Below are 15,011 nucleotides of genomic sequence, written 5' to 3'. Positions count from 1 at the left end.
CTACATAGAGGCGGTTTTCGGTTGAGGTTACCCACTGGCAGAACCGCTCCCAAGCGCTCGCGTTGGAGCTTTGTTGAAGAGTTGTGGTCATGGTTATATGATTGCTATGTATTTTTCTAGGTTCTATGTTTGTGGCGGTTTTTTTCCGTCCACATTTCCAATTTGACATCCTCTCCGGTCTGAATAAACGGAGATTCCTAAATCTCACGATTTAAGCTTTCTGCTTCTCAGCAACTGCCTCCACTCCTTAGCGAGTTTTACGGTCTTACGTTCGCTCCACAGACTATCCCCGCAAGCCCTGCGGTTCTTATGTGTTGAAATCTCAAGTGAGAACTTCCACCTTTCCAATATAAACAACTTTATTTAGTTTTGTAAAGCCTTTTTAATTTAGCGATCCTGATGATTGACATTAACTGTGCTTATTGGTTTAATAGCGGATTCTCGGATCGACATAAGCATTGAGAATATCGATCGCAATACTGGCCATCACCACAATGGACGCGAAAAAGACCACAACGCCTTGAACGGTGGTATAGTCGCGATCGCTAATCGCCTCATACAACCGATTCCCCAAACCCGGCCAAGAAAACGTCACCTCAGTCAACACCGCTCCTCCCAAAAGAGAGGCCAACGTCAAGCCCAAAATCGTAATCACCGGAATCAGGGCATTTTTCAGGGCATGGGCCAACAAAATTCTCACCTCTGGAATGCCCCTGGCTTTGGCCGCTTCCACATAATCCGCCTTCAGGGTTTGTTGCAGATTCACCCGTACAATGCGCTCAAAAATCCCACTGAGCAATAACCCCAGGGTCAAAGATGGCAGGGCCAAATGATGAATCGACACCCAAAGCTGTCCCAAATTCCCCGTTAATAGGCTATCCATCAGATAAAGCCCCGTCGGCCCCTGGGGAGGGGTTGCTCCCAGAGCAAAGCGAGTACCCAGAGGAAACCATTGCAGCTCCACCGCAAAAATCAACTGCAACAGCATCCCCGCCCAAAACGGCGGCACAGAATAAGTAATAATGCTAAACAACCGCGCCCCCACATCCAAAGGCGTATTCGGTCGAGAAGCGGCCAACGTCCCAATCGTAATCCCGATCGCCAGCGCCACGGCCATACTGCACACCGCCAACTCCATCGTTGCCGGAAAATGCAAGCCAATGATCTCCCAAACCGTTTGTCCGCGACTGGTTAACGATGTGCCCAAATCCAACTGCAACAAACTGCCCAAATAATTCAGGTATTGCAACCCCAGGGGCAAATCCAATCCCAATTGTTGGCGTAACTGTTCCTTCGCCTCTGCGGACGCTCTCGCCCCATAAATGGCATCTACCGGATCGCCCGGAGTCGCCCTTAATAAGAGGAAGACTAGGGTGACAATGAGCCACAACATCAGGGGAGCCAGCAGCAAACGAGCCAGAATATAATACTGAAGAGCCTTAGAACGGGACATATCAATTAAAAATGAGAAATTAAAAATTAAAAATGGGAATGAGTAACTTAACCATCATATGGTCAATCAGTCCCTATTTTAGGCTGGATTGTGGCTGCGATCGCTGAGAATTTCCAGATGCACGGGAGCCATTCCAGAATTGAGCATCCCTAGTCTACAGCAAACATCAATCCTCAGTAGATTGCTTGCTGCTCCAAAACAGTTGAAGTTCTGACTCATCAAAGATGTAAGCCGACTCATCATCTCGAATTACTCGTTTACCCATCCGAGGAAAAATTGCAATATCTAAGCGCCCTGCTTCTCCACCAATCAGATATACAAGGTCTTCATCGAATGGGTTACGAAGATGATGGGGTTGTTGAGGTAGCCCAAAGCCCATAAAGTCTCCTGGCTCGACTTCATATTCCCTATCTCCAATTTCCGCAATCCCTCGACCTGATAAGATGTAAACCCATTCTTCTTCATTCTGGTGAGCATGGTAAATGAAAGATTCTTTACCTGGAGGTACACGAGCGATCGTCACGCCAATGCGTTGAAGACCGACAGAACGCCCAAGGAAGCGTAAATAAATTTCTGAATTGGGGTTAAGCGGATGACGAAACTCAAACGCCTCCATTGAATTGATATCTGAAGCTTTCAGCAAAGAATGTTGTTCATCAGTCACGTTGGTGTCCTCCTAATCAAGTTGTCAAATGGTCTGAACGCTATAAGGGAAACTTTATGCCTAATCCTCCAATACATTTAGGTAGAAATATTTCAGTCTAATCTCCTAATTTGGGGTAATTTAGGTAGAAAAAAGTTGGAACACTTGTGGGGCGATCGCAGTATAGTATACTTGATTATTCGGATTTGATATAAACTAAAATCAGTCAGTGGTCAAAGAGATAGATGATTTCTAGAATTGCTACCCATCAACAGAAAACGCTGGGAGAACAGCGCTTGATGCTGCATGGATTAGCCTGGGAAAACTATCAACAGATTCTCCAGGGCTTACCGGAAAGTCGAGCAGTACGACTGATTTACGATCGCGGAATCCTAGAATTGGTTATGCCCCTAGAAGACCATGAATTTGCGGCGGAGTTGATTGGGGTCTTTATTCGCGTGCTAGTCGCAGCCATGGGACTAAAGCTCAAATCTATGCGCTCTACCACTTTAGCGCGTCCAGACTTGGATCGCGGTGCAGAACCCGATAACGCCTACTATATCCAAAATCAACCGCAAGTTGCCGGTCGCAAAGTCGATTTACAGCAAGATCCGCCCCCAGATTTAGTCGTTGAAGTCGATATTACCCACACAGATATGGATAAAAATCAACTGTATGCGGCTTTAGGCGTGCCTGAATTTTGGCGCTACACTGGGCAAGAATGGCGGATTTACCGACTACAAGGAACCGTTTATCAGGAATGGGAGCGATCGCCAACCTTTCCTCTCGTCGAAAAAACAGATTTATATCACTTTTTAGAGCAAGCCCAAGAAGATGAAATTGCCGCAGAAGAAGCTTTACGTCAATTAATTGGGGAAAGAATTGTTCGCCTAGAATGAGTTTAGTTCACTCCTAGGATTTTGCCGTCTGTTGTTTGGCTTTCCAAATGGTGTAAATCAAGAGAACTGTTGCACCAGCAGCATAACCATAACCACTAGGAATACCAGAAAAGGCGAGGGCAAGACTACCCACCCAGAGGGTGAGGGCATAGATAAACAGAACGGTTAACCGATGGGATAAGCCTGCTTGTAAAAGACGGTGATGGAGGTGGCGTTTATCGGCGATAAATGGCGATCGCCCATTGAGGAGGCGATCGAGAATTACGGCTGACATATCCAACAGGGGTACAGCCAAAATTAGATAGGGCAATAATACGGCTGTTACTGCCGTAGTTTTCACCAGCCCAATCACCCCCACCCCTGCGAGGGTAAAGCCCATAAAATAAGCTCCCCCATCCCCCATAAAAATCTGGGCAGGATTGAAATTGTAGCGCAGAAAACCGAGCGCCCCACCTGCCAACGCTGCCGCAATTAAAGCTGCTGCGGATTGATCCATAAACAAGCTCACAATCAGCATTACCACAGCCGCAATCCCACAGACTCCGGCTGCCAAACCATCTAAACCATCAATCCAGTTAATCGCATTCACCATGCCCACTAACCACAAAATGGTAATGGGAATACTAATCCAATCTGGTAGGGTTACTAATCCCATGAAGGGAATGCTTAAAAAGTTAATTTGTACCCCCATCTGCCATGCACCGAGGGCAACCACCACCTGCATAAACAAGCGAGAAAAGGGCGAGAGACTAAAGAGATCGTCGGCTAAACCGATCGCAAAAAAGGCTAAACCGCCAATGGTTACGCCCCATACTTCGTATTCTTTATGGGGGGGTAAAATTCCAAATCCGCCGGCCCACCAAACAATTAATAGAGCGGTGAGCGTACCGAGAAAAATGGAAACTCCCCCCAAGCGTACCATGGGTCGAGAGTGAACTTTACGCCCGTTAGGGTTGTCAACTTTCCCACTTTTCAGGCCAATATGTTTGACGATGGGGGTACTCCCAAGGACAACTAAAGTGGATACGGCGAAGGCAATCAGATGGTACATCTGTAAGGGCATCTGAAATTCTGTGGATAAGACCGAGAGCAGAGTCAAGGGTTTAATTAGGGGGTCTACTAGGGTTCTACTACATTTCAGACATCATTGATTACAGATGTCAAGGAATGGGGAATGAATGGGTAATGGGAAAAATATCCCATTACCCATGTCCGATTAAACGAGGGCAGGGGTGCGAATTTGCAGGTGTGGATAGAGGGGGAAGCGATCGCACAGAGTGGCAACTCGGTTTTTACACTCTTGGCGAACGGCTTCATCCTCTGGATTGAGCAGCAAGTCGCTAATAATATTACCAATTTCCGTAAATTCCCATTCTCTCATTCCCCGTGTGGTCATGGCAGGAGAGCCTAAGCGCAGTCCACTGGTGACAAAAGGCGATTCGGGATCGAAGGGAACGGTATTTTTATTAGCTGTAATATTGACCGTACTGACCAATTGATCCGCTTGTTTACCCGTCATATTCACAGAGCGCAGATCCACCAGCATTAAGTGGTTATCTGTACCTCCAGAAACGATTTTCAGTCCCCGGTTTTGCAGTTGTTTGGCTAGGGCAGCCGCATTTTTAATCACTTGCTCAGAATAGTCTTTAAATGCTGGTTGTAGGGCTTCCCCAAAGGCGACTGCTTTGGCAGCAATCACATGCTCTAGGGGCCCCCCTTGGGTTCCTGGGAATACGGCTTTATTGAAGGCTTTCCCCAGCTTATTATCATTGGTCATGATTAACCCACCCCTGGGGCCGCGCAATGTTTTGTGGGTGGTGGTGGTAACCACATGGCAGTGGGGAAGGGGGTTGGGATGGTGTCCAGTAGCGACTAAACCGGCAATATGGGCAATGTCTGCGAGCAAGTAGGCTCCAATTTCGTCGGCGATCGCCCGGAATTTTTCAAATTCTATAATTCTCGGATAAGCAGAATAACCACAGATTATGAGTTTGGGTTTATGCTCTAGGGCAATTTCCCGAATTTGGTCAAAATCTAGGCGTTCCGTCTCTTTATTGACTCCATATTGGACAACCTTAAACCATTTTCCAGAGACATTCACCGGAGAACCATGGGTTAAATGGCCGCCATGGGAGAGATCCATACCTAAAATCGTATCTCCCGGTTCAAGCAGAGCCAGAAAGACAGCAAAATTCGCTTGGGCCCCAGAATGGGGTTGAACGTTTACATGGGCCGCACCAAAGAGTTGTTTAGCCCGGTCAATGGCCAGTTGTTCGATTTGGTCAATAAATTCACAGCCTCCGTAATAGCGCTTTTGGGGTAATCCTTCTGCATATTTATTGGTCAGAACTGAACCTTGGGCTGCCATAACCGCAGGTGAAGCGAAGTTCTCACTGGCAATGAGTTCCAAGTGTTCCCTCTGCCGTCCGAGTTCTTTTTGTAGCAATTCGGTTACGGTGGGGTCAGTTTGGTTTAACCAGTCTAGGTTAGATAGATTCGTTTGACTCACGGGTTGGGTTTCCTCTTATGGGCACAATGATCTAGTTTACGGCCAACGGGAAGGGAATGAGGTTAATGATTACTTATTGTTACCCGCGATCGCACCCCAACGCTTTTTCCAATGGGAACTCGGCTCTAGACTACTATTTTGCTGCTCCTGTTGGCGGCGATCGCCAATAACTTCAGCCGTATCCGTTAAGCTGGGGTCTCGATAGGGAATAGCAGCACGGGTTTGCAGATGTTCCTCCTCTTTCTGGGATAAGGGGATCAGATCGTCCAAGCAAAATCGGGCTAAAGTTCCTGGAGATTTCCGGCCCACGGGCACAGTTGTGCCGATCTCAAATCCAGCTAACCTCAGAGCAGCGCGAACTGAAGCCGCACAGGAATAAGTTGCCAGATAACCCTCTGGTTTCAGGACTTGGGCGACTAATCCTAAAAACTCCACAGTCCAAAGTTGGGGACAGGTAGGAGGAGAAAACGGATCGAGGAAAATGGCATCAGCTTGGAAACCTTGGGCAATGACAGAAGCTAAGGTTTGCCGAGCGTCACCGATGTGGAGTATGCCGGTAAATTGGGGCGTGGTGGCTCTTCCTGTGCTGGCCAGTTGGGGTAAAATGGTGTTAATAGGATGGGGCCAATTTTCGTGGAAGTTGTGGGCGATCGCCATCTCTGCCACCCGCTCATCCAATTCTAATCCCACCCAACTCACTTCACACCGGGGATTAGCTGACCACAGAGCTTCTAGAGCGCTGGCGCTATTGTAGCCCAGTCCATAGCAGATATCGAGCAAACCAACCTCACCCTTAAGAGCTTGTCCCACCAGTCGAGTCGGTTCCACAAACTTCTTGTTCGCTTCCTGCTTCGCTCCATGATGGGAGTGAAACAATTCCCCAAATTCCGGGGAAAAAAATGTCCAAGATCCATCACCCGTAGGTTGAGGAGTAAAAGCAGGAATTTGAGTCATAAGGAAATCGGTAATCCGTAAAAGGCTATTTTCCCATTCTCCCTATCTCCCCATCTCCCGCACCCCCTTGCTGGAGACTGGGCGATCGCGGTAAATTAAACATCGGCCTCCTAACGAGCCAACGTACCCCAACTCAGACCCAATTTCTAATTTCTAATTTTTAATTTTTAATTGATTATGACCTTTCCCTCCCTGCTCGTTTCTCCACAATGGTTATCCGAACACCTCCAAGACCCTCAAATCGTGATTATTGATTGTCGCTTCGCCCTCAGCAACCCAGAGCAAGGACGAGAAGAATATGAAGCGGGTCATATTCCTGGAGCCTTTTACCTGCACCTCAATGAAGACCTATCTAGCCCCGTACAAACCCATGGCGGTCGTCATCCCTTACCCGATATTGAAGTATTGGCGACTCAACTCGCTCAACTCGGCATTAAATCTCGCGAAACCTTAGTCGTTGCCTATGATAACTCCCGGATGGCCTTTGCCTCTCGTTGTTGGTGGTTACTTCGCTATCTCGGTCATGAGCAAGTAGCCATTTTAGATGGAGGTTGGAAAAGCTGGCAAGAAGCTGGATATCCTATCAGTCAGGAACCCAGCGCAGCCAAACAACCGGGAGCCTTTACGCCTGAGATTCAATCCGATTGGGTGGTTGATTGTGAAGCCATCAAGCGCTTAGGAGAACGATCGGATGTGATTCTAGTCGATTCGAGAGCCTATGACCGATATATCGGTAAAACCGAGCCAATCGATCCGGTAGCCGGTCATATTCCTGGAGCGATGAACCACCCGTGGCAAGAGGTTACCACCGAGTCAGGAGCGACGCAACCGATGAGCTACCATCAAACTCGATGGCAAGCCTATCCTGCTGAGTCCGAATTCTGGGTATACTGTGGTTCCGGAGTTACCGCTTGTGTTAACTTATTTTCCCTAGCTCTAGCCGGAAGACCCCAAGAAAAACTCTATGTGGGCAGTTGGAGTGATTGGTGTTCCTATCCCGAACACCCCATCGTCACAGAATTTCCTAACTCTTGACAAAACTCTTGAGCAAAAGCTAAGACTTTCTGTCATAATAGAACCAGAATTTAGAGGCCCAAATCGAATTAGAGATGCTTCTATAATGGATTAGGCCTCGTTATTCTTGTATAAATTTTAGGCGATTTTATCGCTTTGTTTTTTCTATTAAAACCCTTACAACTCAATTCTTACCCTTAATTCTATTGACTCAATTTTTGGGATAATTTCTCTCCTGAACTGCCTACTCTAACGCTCAATAGTGCCCCCCAGAATGGGTCTAGATAGCCCAACTGGATGGGGTGGGTTTTGTGTTTGAACGGTTAGCATCTTGGCTAACCGTCAGCGCTCTTGTATGCACATCCAATCGTCTAGGACAACATTTTATGGGATATAAAAATCGTGTATCAATCTTTGTCGATGGAAACAATATGTTCTATGCCCAACAAAAAAATGGCTGGTTTTTCGATCCAAAACGGGTTTTAGAATACTTTGCTGGCAAGGAAGAAATGGATCTAGCGAATGCCTTTTGGTATACGGGAATTAAAGACCCCCAAGATCAAAGAGGATTTCGAGATGCTTTGATTAGTTTGGGTTATACGGTACGCACCAAAATTCTGAAGGAATATTATGATGACCATTCGGGGCGCTATTCCCAGAAAGCGAATTTAGATATAGAAATTGTTATTGATATGTTTAATACGGTAGAGCAATATGACCGGGTGATCTTATTTAGTGGGGATGGAGACTTTGAACGGGCGATCGAGCTGTTGCGCTCCAAAAGTACCCATATTACCGTCGTTTCCACGGAAGGAATGATTGCTAGGGAACTGAGAAATGCAACAGACCGTTATATCGATCTCAATGATATCCGACCGTTAATTGAGAAAACCGATCTATAGCATGTGTTGTTGGGCCAATTGAGTTAACCGCTCTAATCCCTATCTAAAACCTGTAGGGACGTAGTATGCTACGTCCCTAGCTGATGACTGATAGCTGACGGTGAATGCTTACAGTGAAACTTTACCCTTGCTGCACCATCCACATTAGAAATCCTAAAATTTGCTCAACGGGGGGTAATGGATAATCGGTTAAATCAATGGTAACAGATTGTCCTTCGAGCTTTAAAAACCGCCACACCGTTCCACTGGTGACAGTCCCATAAATTGTGGCGATCGCTTGTTGTTTTTGTTGGTTAAACCGTTGAGCAGCGACCATCTCAGCTAAACACTGACCTAAAGCAGGTTTGAGGTCTTCTTTTTTGGCTTCGACTAACACAACAGCAGGAGCTTTAATGAACAATTGTTCAGGGGAACGACTAATCAAAAAATCTACATATCCGGTTAAATCTACTTCCGGTTGTACGGTAAACTCTTCACCCGAAAAAACACTGATTTGTCCTTTCAGTTGACGTTTTACTTCCAACAAAACGGGGTTAATAATTCCTTCGGAACGGGCTTTTTTACTACTGACGGCGATCGCCCAAGGGATGGTTTCTTTTAGGATATCTTGGAGTAGGGGGGTCGGTTGGACGGGTTGAATTTTAGGGAAAAAGCGATCGCCTTCAATCAAGGTTAGTTCAAAATCTTCTACAGCGCGACTGAGGGTAAATTTACTATAGGGCATAATTTGTATTTCCTCATATATTACTAATATATTAAAATGTGGGCTAAAATGAGATGAACCTGTTTTTGTCGAATAGCTTGTATGACTATGCAACCTCAACACGACCGTATCATTATCTTTGATACTACTCTCCGCGACGGTGAACAATGTCCAGGGGCAACTCTGAATGGTGATGAAAAACTGGTGATTGCTAAACAACTGGCCCGTCTGGGAGTTGATGTGATTGAGGCCGGTTTTCCGTTTGCAAGTCCGGGGGATTTTGATGCGGTGCAGAAGATTGCCGCAACGGTGGGGACGGAAGCGGGGCCAACGATTTGTGGGTTGGCGAGAGCAACACGCCAGGATATTAAGGCGGCGGCTGATGCGGTGAAACCGGCGGCGAAACCGCGAATTCATACGTTTATTGCGACTTCGGATATTCATTTGGAATATAAGCTGAAGAAGAGTCGGGAAGAGGTGCTGAAAATTGCGCCGGAAATGGTGGCTTATGCGAAGTCGTTTGTGGATGATGTGGAGTTTTCGCCGGAGGATGCGGGACGTTCCGATCCAGAGTTTTTATACCAGGTTTTGGAGGCGGCGATCGCGGCTGGCGCAACGACGGTTAATATTCCAGATACGGTGGGATATACGACTCCGGCGGAGTTTGGGGCGCTGATTCGCGGCATTAAGGAGAATGTGCCCAATATTAACCAGGCGATTATTTCGGTTCACGGCCATAATGATTTGGGTTTGGCGGTGGCTAATTTCTTGTCGGCGGTGGAAAATGGCGCTCGGCAACTCGAATGTACGATTAATGGCATTGGCGAGCGTGCCGGTAATGCGGCTCTGGAGGAGTTGGTGATGGCTCTGCATGTGCGCCGTCAGTATTATAATCCGTTCTTTGGTCGCGCTCCGGAGTCTATGGAACCTCTGACGCAGATCGATACGAAGCAGATTTATAAGACTTCGCGGTTGGTGTCGAATTTGACGGGCATGTTGGTGCAGCCGAATAAGGCGATTGTGGGGGCGAATGCGTTTGCCCATGAGTCGGGTATTCACCAGGATGGGGTGCTGAAGAATAAGCTCACCTATGAAATTATGGATGCTGAGTCCATTGGCTTGAGTGAAAATCAGATTGTTTTGGGTAAACATTCGGGCCGTCATGCGTTCAGTAACCGGCTGCAAGAGTTGGGTTTTGAGTTGTCGGAGACGGATTTAAATAAGGCGTTTGTGCGCTTTAAGGAGTTGGCGGATAAGAAGAAGGAGATCAGCGACTGGGATATTGAGGCGATCGCCAATGATGAGATTCAACAAGCGCCGGACTTCTTCCGCTTGGAGTTGGTACAGGTGTCCTGTGGAGACAATTCGCGACCGACGGCAACAGTAACGTTGCGGACTCCGGATGGGGAAGAGCTGACGGATGCGGCGATCGGCACTGGGCCGGTGGATGCGATTTATAAGGCAATTAATCGGGTGATTAATGTGCCGAATAAGCTGATCGAGTTCTCCGTACAGTCGGTTACGGCGGGAATTGATGCGATCGGCGAAGTCACCATCCGCGTCCAACATGAAGACCGGGTATATTCGGGTCATGCCGCGAATACGGATATTGTGGTTGCCTCTGCTCACGCTTACGTGAACGCGCTCAACCGTCTCTCGGAAGCGTTGAAAAAAGACCGTCTCCACGCACAGCACGAAACTGCCGTGGTTTAGCCTAATATATGATCTGATTGACTTTAGTTCCAGTGTAACTCTACTATTTTTGTAAGAGTACACTGGAACTTTGTATATAATATGTTATGAAGAAACTATGATACTAGGGAAGTTCTCTGTGACTGATACCTTGGAGAATTTCATATAAAGTAAGGAAAGCTAAATGATCATTTTACACGATGGAACTAGCGGCGACTTGTCTCACGTTCAAGCAATGGGAAGCATTGAGGAAGGTTTTGCCTTGTTTGATTATGTCCGGCTAGATCAGGGTGATATGTCGTGGATTGGCCAGATCCTTGAGCCAAACCGTAACATCTCAATTGTAAACAGTAATAGGCTTGATCCCACTATTCTTCATGGATTAAGACTGATGCAAGATAATCCTAACGTTCAGTCTGTTGAATCTGTGCAGGTTTTTGAAATTGGTATTTTAGGTCAGTATAATGGTCGTCAGTTACTTACACCTAGGCTACGTCCTTTACCTGGAGCCGTCGTAAGTAGACTGAATGTTGAAGATACCAGTAGAGTAATTGGTATCCCTCAAAGGGTAAACCGAGATGATGGTACTTCCAATGTAGTTGGAGAACTGCTTAATGCAGAAGGTGTTCCCCTATGTATTGACCCTCTCAAGTTCAATTATCACATTATGGTTTCTGGGGGAACAGGCTCAGGAAAATCTAATGTTTCAGCAAATCTTGTAGAACAAGCTCTCCAGTTTGGAAAATGTGTTCTTTTGCATGACGCGAAGCCAGATTACGGCTTCATTGATAGAGCAAATACAGATCCAGGCGTGCCTACCGAAATTTGGGAGCAGTTTAGATCCTATGGTTTAGTTCAACATGGGATTTCAAATGTAACAAGAGTTGGGTTTCATGGTTTGTGCGATCCCAATACAGTTGATGCTGTTGTTGGGTTTAATGCATCAGACTTTAGTCCAGAAATTTTAGCAGGATTATTTTTTCCCTATTCTAATGAGCAGGCTCAATTTGAGGGATTTGCAGGTGCAGGAGACACACTTTATCAAGAAGTTCATAGTAGAGATCGACAAAGCTATACAACTTCTGATATTCTCGATTTGGTTCGACAAAGAATGAACAAAAATGTAGATCCACTACTACAAATTCATGAAGCTACAGGGAAAGCGATCTTACGAAAGGCGAACAATCGTCAAAAAGGAATGCCGTGGCTAGATGTTGTCGGACAAAATACTGGAAAACGTAATAAAAAACGTTTGCAATCTAGCCTTGATGGTAATTGGAAACAAACAGTTCAATCTTTTACTTTAGAGGAATATGTAGAGCAAGGCAAGATTTTAGTTATCAACTACGCTCAAATGGAAACTAGATCCTATGCCTTGATTCTTTCGTACTTCTTGCGTATTTGCCAGCAATATTGTAAAAAACGGAATACAGACTCAGTTGGAATTGTTCAGATGGTAGATGAAGCACATCGAGTTTTTGATAATGATTCCCAATATAGTACTTCTCTTGAAAGAGCATTTGAGCGGGTTATGAGAGAAGGTAGATCGGTAGACCATTCAATTATTCTTAGTTTACAAAATACTTCACAGATTCCACAGCGTGTTATGAATAACCTGAATACCAAGTTTGTCATGCGTCAAAATAGTAAAGCTGAAGCAGATGCAGCAACTCAGACAATGGGGAGAGAATTTTCTCCACAAGCAATGAAGCTAGGTACAGGGCAAGCTCTCGTTGCAATACACGAATCAAAAGCAACAGTTTTAGCACAAATGGCTCCGTCGCCGTTTGAATTGATGAGAACCGACAATACTGGTGCTAGAATTAATGCTCAAGAACCATATTTATCAGCAGTAACAGATGAATTTGACCTCTAAAACGCAAGATACAGTTACAAAACTTATTACTGATAGTCAGGCTTTTCCATTGGGTGGAAACTCAAGCAACAATTCGTCTTATAAACAAGGGGAAAAAACAAGTGTTTTGAAGCAGTTCCAAAATTCTGTAGATAGCAACTCATTCTATGAAGTGGCTGAGTTAGTTTCATTGGAAATTACAGATCCACAAGAAATAGCAAGATGTGCTGAACTAGCTTCTCAAAGACAGCCGGGAGGAGCATTTTATCGTGCAAAACTTTGGGCACAAGCTTCTAAAATTTTTGATCATCAAAAAGAAATAGATAAATCGCAAAAACTAAAATTTAGCCAATTATGTACTCAAATTGGGATCAATTCTGTCAAAGCTAGAGGACTTGTGACACAAGGTCAAGCTCTCCTAGAGCTTGAGGCAGAGGGTATAGATACAGGCAAGTTACGTCAAGCTGCTCCTAAATTATTTCAATATGCTCAACGACAGAAAGGTAGGATGAAAGAATATTTTACTGAAGCTCTAGATCTTCTAGATAAAAATCCAGCATCAACATATACCCAAATACACAGAAATTGGTGCAAGAAAAACGGCAGTGTTAAAGCCAATCTTGACATCATAAAACCTTCAGATTGGTGGGCTTTTAGTCATCCAAAGTGGAAAAAAGAAGAGGATTTTTCAGGTTCCATCCCTGGTGAAGTTTATGCAAATGCATTATACTATTTTGCTCCTCACAAGGGAGTTGCAGTAGATGCAATGGCTGGAAGCGGAATGCTCAAAAGGGTTTATGATGACCGTGATCGATGGCAGAAAGATTCTAATTTCAAGCTCAAGATTCATCTATTTGATCTATATCCTCGCCGTCATTTTATACAACAACACGATGCGCGAAACCGCTTACCAATTAAAGCAGATTGGATATTTATTGATCCATCCTATTATGGTCAATCTAGCCACTTATTTGATGATCTGTTAGCTTCAGCAGAAAGTTATCAAGACTATCTGGTTGTGATGCAAGAAATTATAACTTCACTAACAGAATCTCTTAATGAGAATGGCAGACTATGTGTTTTTCTCCCTAAGTGGAGTGGCTTTAAACCCGAAGATCCAAATCATGATGTGCCATCAGATGTTTATTCAATAGCTGTTGGTGGTGGCTTAAGTTGGTTAGATACTGCCTATGTTTCTCGTGGTCGTCAGCAAGAACCTGGAAGTGCATACAAAAATAATATGGCAAAGCGTGACCGTAGAATGAGATCAGACACTTGTGTTCTTAACGTATTTGAAAAAAGGGGAAACTAGAGATATGTTTAGTGAGTTAATTAGACGTTCAAGACGTATTACCCGTGATGAGTTCGCCGCAACTTTTGGCGGTATTGCAGATGATGTCGTTGAAATGCTTGATAGTGAGCAAGCAAGGCAAATCACCCGTGAAGCAAGAGAAGCAATGGAGTCATCAGGCCCATTACCTGGAGGCAGACCCAGGTTACGCCAAGTTGAGTTTGGTTTATTCAGTAACGCTCCGGAATTAGAACAGGGTCATGTTGCTGCTGTAGATGGAACTCCAGCACTTCCTTTACAGATGTACTCATCAGGGCAAGCTCTATGTGTAGGAATTGGTAGCATCTCCCATCGTCGTCCCTTACAAGATTCGTTGCATTATTGGTCTGGTAGAGCCTATCTTAGTGATTCTACAGATACTAATGATTTTATTGCACGGCAAGAACAAGCACTTTTTGGTATTTCATCAACTGCTTATCTCCGGTACTTTGAGGTAAGACATGGATTAGAACTTGAAGAACCTTATATATTTTTTGACGGTACTTTAGTCTATGAATGGCTTGTTGCTATTCAAGAAGGTGTCAGTCTTTACGATACTCTTTTTTCTAGTGGTAAGCAATGTATTGGAGTGATGAAAAATATTAAAGCTAATGTGATATTCTCAACATTTGCTCGTGCTTTAAGAACAGGAGAACTATATATTATAGAAACCCTTGAAGATCACTTGTTAAATAGTAATGTTCCTAATAGAAACCAAGGGGAGAGATCGAGAGGGACACTTCCATCATTCCTCCATAATTATGCTCCTCATATTTTCAGGGGAATTTTTAAACCCAGAAATAAAGTTTTTGGTTTCGAGGTACACGAAGATCATTTAGAAAATATGCTTCGTATGATGGGCGCTGACTGTCAAATGAACCATGCAGGACATGAAATTCCCTTTTTACTTAATCGTGTTGATGAAGAAGTACGTCGAAACTTCAATGCAAGAATTCTTCAAGATCGGATAGCGTTACAAATGGCGACTGAAAGTGAGGAGCTATTTTTTGAGGAAATGAACGAGCGAACTTTTCGATAATCATCTATAGCTCCTTGA

At 44.9% G+C, this 15,011-nt stretch carries 13 protein-coding genes; 7 read left to right on the top strand and 6 right to left on the bottom strand.

From position 1 onward, the window contains the following. Positions 1-427: 427 nt before the first annotated feature. Together PMG71_RS12705 and PMG71_RS12700 are read right to left on the bottom strand one after the other, a co-directional pair. The gene (locus PMG71_RS12705; protein WP_283754066.1) at positions 428-1,453 is read right to left on the bottom strand and encodes an ABC transporter permease; all 1,026 of its coding nucleotides are present in this window, start codon (positions 1,451-1,453) and stop codon (positions 428-430) included. Between the two features lie 166 nt (positions 1,454-1,619). Then, positions 1,620-2,117: a cupin domain-containing protein gene (locus PMG71_RS12700; RefSeq protein WP_283754065.1), complete on the bottom strand. Its 498-nt coding sequence runs from the start codon at positions 2,115-2,117 to the stop codon at positions 1,620-1,622. Between the two features lie 224 nt (positions 2,118-2,341). On the opposite strand from PMG71_RS12700, the gene PMG71_RS12695 reads away from it, so the two are divergent. Further along, positions 2,342-2,995 carry a Uma2 family endonuclease gene (locus PMG71_RS12695; RefSeq protein ID WP_283754064.1) on the top strand — a complete coding sequence of 218 codons (654 nt, stop codon included), beginning with the start codon at positions 2,342-2,344 and terminating at the stop codon, positions 2,993-2,995. A 13-nt stretch (positions 2,996-3,008) separates the two neighbouring features. On the opposite strand, the gene PMG71_RS12690 is transcribed toward PMG71_RS12695, so the two are convergent. The 3 genes from PMG71_RS12690 to PMG71_RS12680 form a co-directional block, all read right to left on the bottom strand. Beyond that, complete coding sequence (locus PMG71_RS12690; protein ID WP_347179279.1) at positions 3,009-4,058, bottom strand: glycosyltransferase family 4 protein; 1,050 nt, start codon at positions 4,056-4,058, stop codon at positions 3,009-3,011. Between the two features lie 153 nt (positions 4,059-4,211). After that, positions 4,212-5,504: a serine hydroxymethyltransferase gene (gene glyA / locus PMG71_RS12685; RefSeq protein ID WP_283754062.1), complete on the bottom strand. Its 1,293-nt coding sequence runs from the start codon at positions 5,502-5,504 to the stop codon at positions 4,212-4,214. A 69-nt stretch (positions 5,505-5,573) separates the two neighbouring features. Further along, positions 5,574-6,458: a tRNA (5-methylaminomethyl-2-thiouridine)(34)-methyltransferase MnmD gene (locus tag PMG71_RS12680; protein ID WP_283754061.1), complete on the bottom strand. Its 885-nt coding sequence runs from the start codon at positions 6,456-6,458 to the stop codon at positions 5,574-5,576. Positions 6,459-6,635: 177 nt separating this feature from the next. Here PMG71_RS12680 and PMG71_RS12675 point away from each other — a divergent pair, with 177 nt between their 5' ends. Together PMG71_RS12675 and PMG71_RS12670 are read left to right on the top strand one after the other, a co-directional pair. After that, entirely contained in the window at positions 6,636-7,493 is an 858-nt protein-coding gene (locus tag PMG71_RS12675) for a sulfurtransferase (RefSeq protein ID WP_283754060.1), read from the top strand. A gap of 365 nt (positions 7,494-7,858) precedes the next feature. Then, positions 7,859-8,374 carry a LabA-like NYN domain-containing protein gene (locus tag PMG71_RS12670; RefSeq protein ID WP_271939944.1) on the top strand — a complete coding sequence of 172 codons (516 nt, stop codon included), beginning with the start codon at positions 7,859-7,861 and terminating at the stop codon, positions 8,372-8,374. 121 nt (positions 8,375-8,495) lie between these two features. On the opposite strand, the gene PMG71_RS12665 is transcribed toward PMG71_RS12670, so the two are convergent. Continuing rightward, entirely contained in the window at positions 8,496-9,098 is a 603-nt protein-coding gene (locus PMG71_RS12665; protein WP_283754058.1) for a hypothetical protein, read from the bottom strand. A gap of 87 nt (positions 9,099-9,185) precedes the next feature. Here PMG71_RS12665 and PMG71_RS12660 point away from each other — a divergent pair, with 87 nt between their 5' ends. From PMG71_RS12660 to PMG71_RS12645, 4 genes are all read left to right on the top strand, one after another. Continuing rightward, positions 9,186-10,790: a 2-isopropylmalate synthase gene (locus PMG71_RS12660; protein WP_430541009.1), complete on the top strand. Its 1,605-nt coding sequence runs from the start codon at positions 9,186-9,188 to the stop codon at positions 10,788-10,790. A gap of 163 nt (positions 10,791-10,953) precedes the next feature. Beyond that, positions 10,954-12,645 carry an ATP-binding protein gene (locus PMG71_RS12655; protein WP_283754056.1) on the top strand — a complete coding sequence of 564 codons (1,692 nt, stop codon included), beginning with the start codon at positions 10,954-10,956 and terminating at the stop codon, positions 12,643-12,645. Continuing rightward, on the top strand, positions 12,629-13,936 hold the full coding sequence (locus PMG71_RS12650; RefSeq protein ID WP_283754055.1) for a hypothetical protein: 1,308 nt from the start codon (positions 12,629-12,631) through the stop codon (positions 13,934-13,936). Before PMG71_RS12655 ends, PMG71_RS12650 begins: the two co-directional genes overlap by 17 nt. Beyond that, the gene (locus PMG71_RS12645) at positions 13,902-14,993 is read left to right on the top strand and encodes a hypothetical protein (RefSeq protein WP_283754054.1); all 1,092 of its coding nucleotides are present in this window, start codon (positions 13,902-13,904) and stop codon (positions 14,991-14,993) included. The genes PMG71_RS12650 and PMG71_RS12645 overlap by 35 nt, the downstream gene beginning before the upstream one ends. The last annotated feature ends 18 nt before the right edge of the window (positions 14,994-15,011 follow it).

This window comes from Roseofilum acuticapitatum BLCC-M154, from assembly GCF_030068475.1.
Classification (GTDB): Bacteria; Cyanobacteriota; Cyanobacteriia; order Cyanobacteriales; family Desertifilaceae; genus Roseofilum; species Roseofilum acuticapitatum.
The sequence above is the reverse complement of the archived record's forward strand: the minus strand, read 5'-3'. Positions and strand labels throughout refer to the sequence as shown.

What these genes read in the sequence shown, in the direction of transcription:
- PMG71_RS12705 (WP_283754066.1), bottom strand. Translation starts at nt 1,453, where the DNA reads ATGTCCCGTTCTAAGGCTCTTCAGTATTATATTCTGGCTCGTTTGCTG.
- PMG71_RS12695 (WP_283754064.1), top strand. Translation starts at nt 2,342, where the DNA reads ATGATTTCTAGAATTGCTACCCATCAACAGAAAACGCTGGGAGAACAG.
- PMG71_RS12690 (WP_347179279.1), bottom strand. Translation starts at nt 4,058, where the DNA reads ATGCCCTTACAGATGTACCATCTGATTGCCTTCGCCGTATCCACTTTA.
- PMG71_RS12680 (WP_283754061.1), bottom strand. Translation starts at nt 6,458, where the DNA reads ATGACTCAAATTCCTGCTTTTACTCCTCAACCTACGGGTGATGGATCT.
- PMG71_RS12675 (WP_283754060.1), top strand. Translation starts at nt 6,636, where the DNA reads ATGACCTTTCCCTCCCTGCTCGTTTCTCCACAATGGTTATCCGAACAC.
- PMG71_RS12670 (WP_271939944.1), top strand. Translation starts at nt 7,859, where the DNA reads ATGGGATATAAAAATCGTGTATCAATCTTTGTCGATGGAAACAATATG.
- PMG71_RS12665 (WP_283754058.1), bottom strand. Translation starts at nt 9,098, where the DNA reads ATGCCCTATAGTAAATTTACCCTCAGTCGCGCTGTAGAAGATTTTGAA.
- PMG71_RS12660 (WP_430541009.1), top strand. Translation starts at nt 9,186, where the DNA reads ATGCAACCTCAACACGACCGTATCATTATCTTTGATACTACTCTCCGC.
- PMG71_RS12655 (WP_283754056.1), top strand. Translation starts at nt 10,954, where the DNA reads ATGATCATTTTACACGATGGAACTAGCGGCGACTTGTCTCACGTTCAA.
- PMG71_RS12650 (WP_283754055.1), top strand. Translation starts at nt 12,629, where the DNA reads ATGAATTTGACCTCTAAAACGCAAGATACAGTTACAAAACTTATTACT.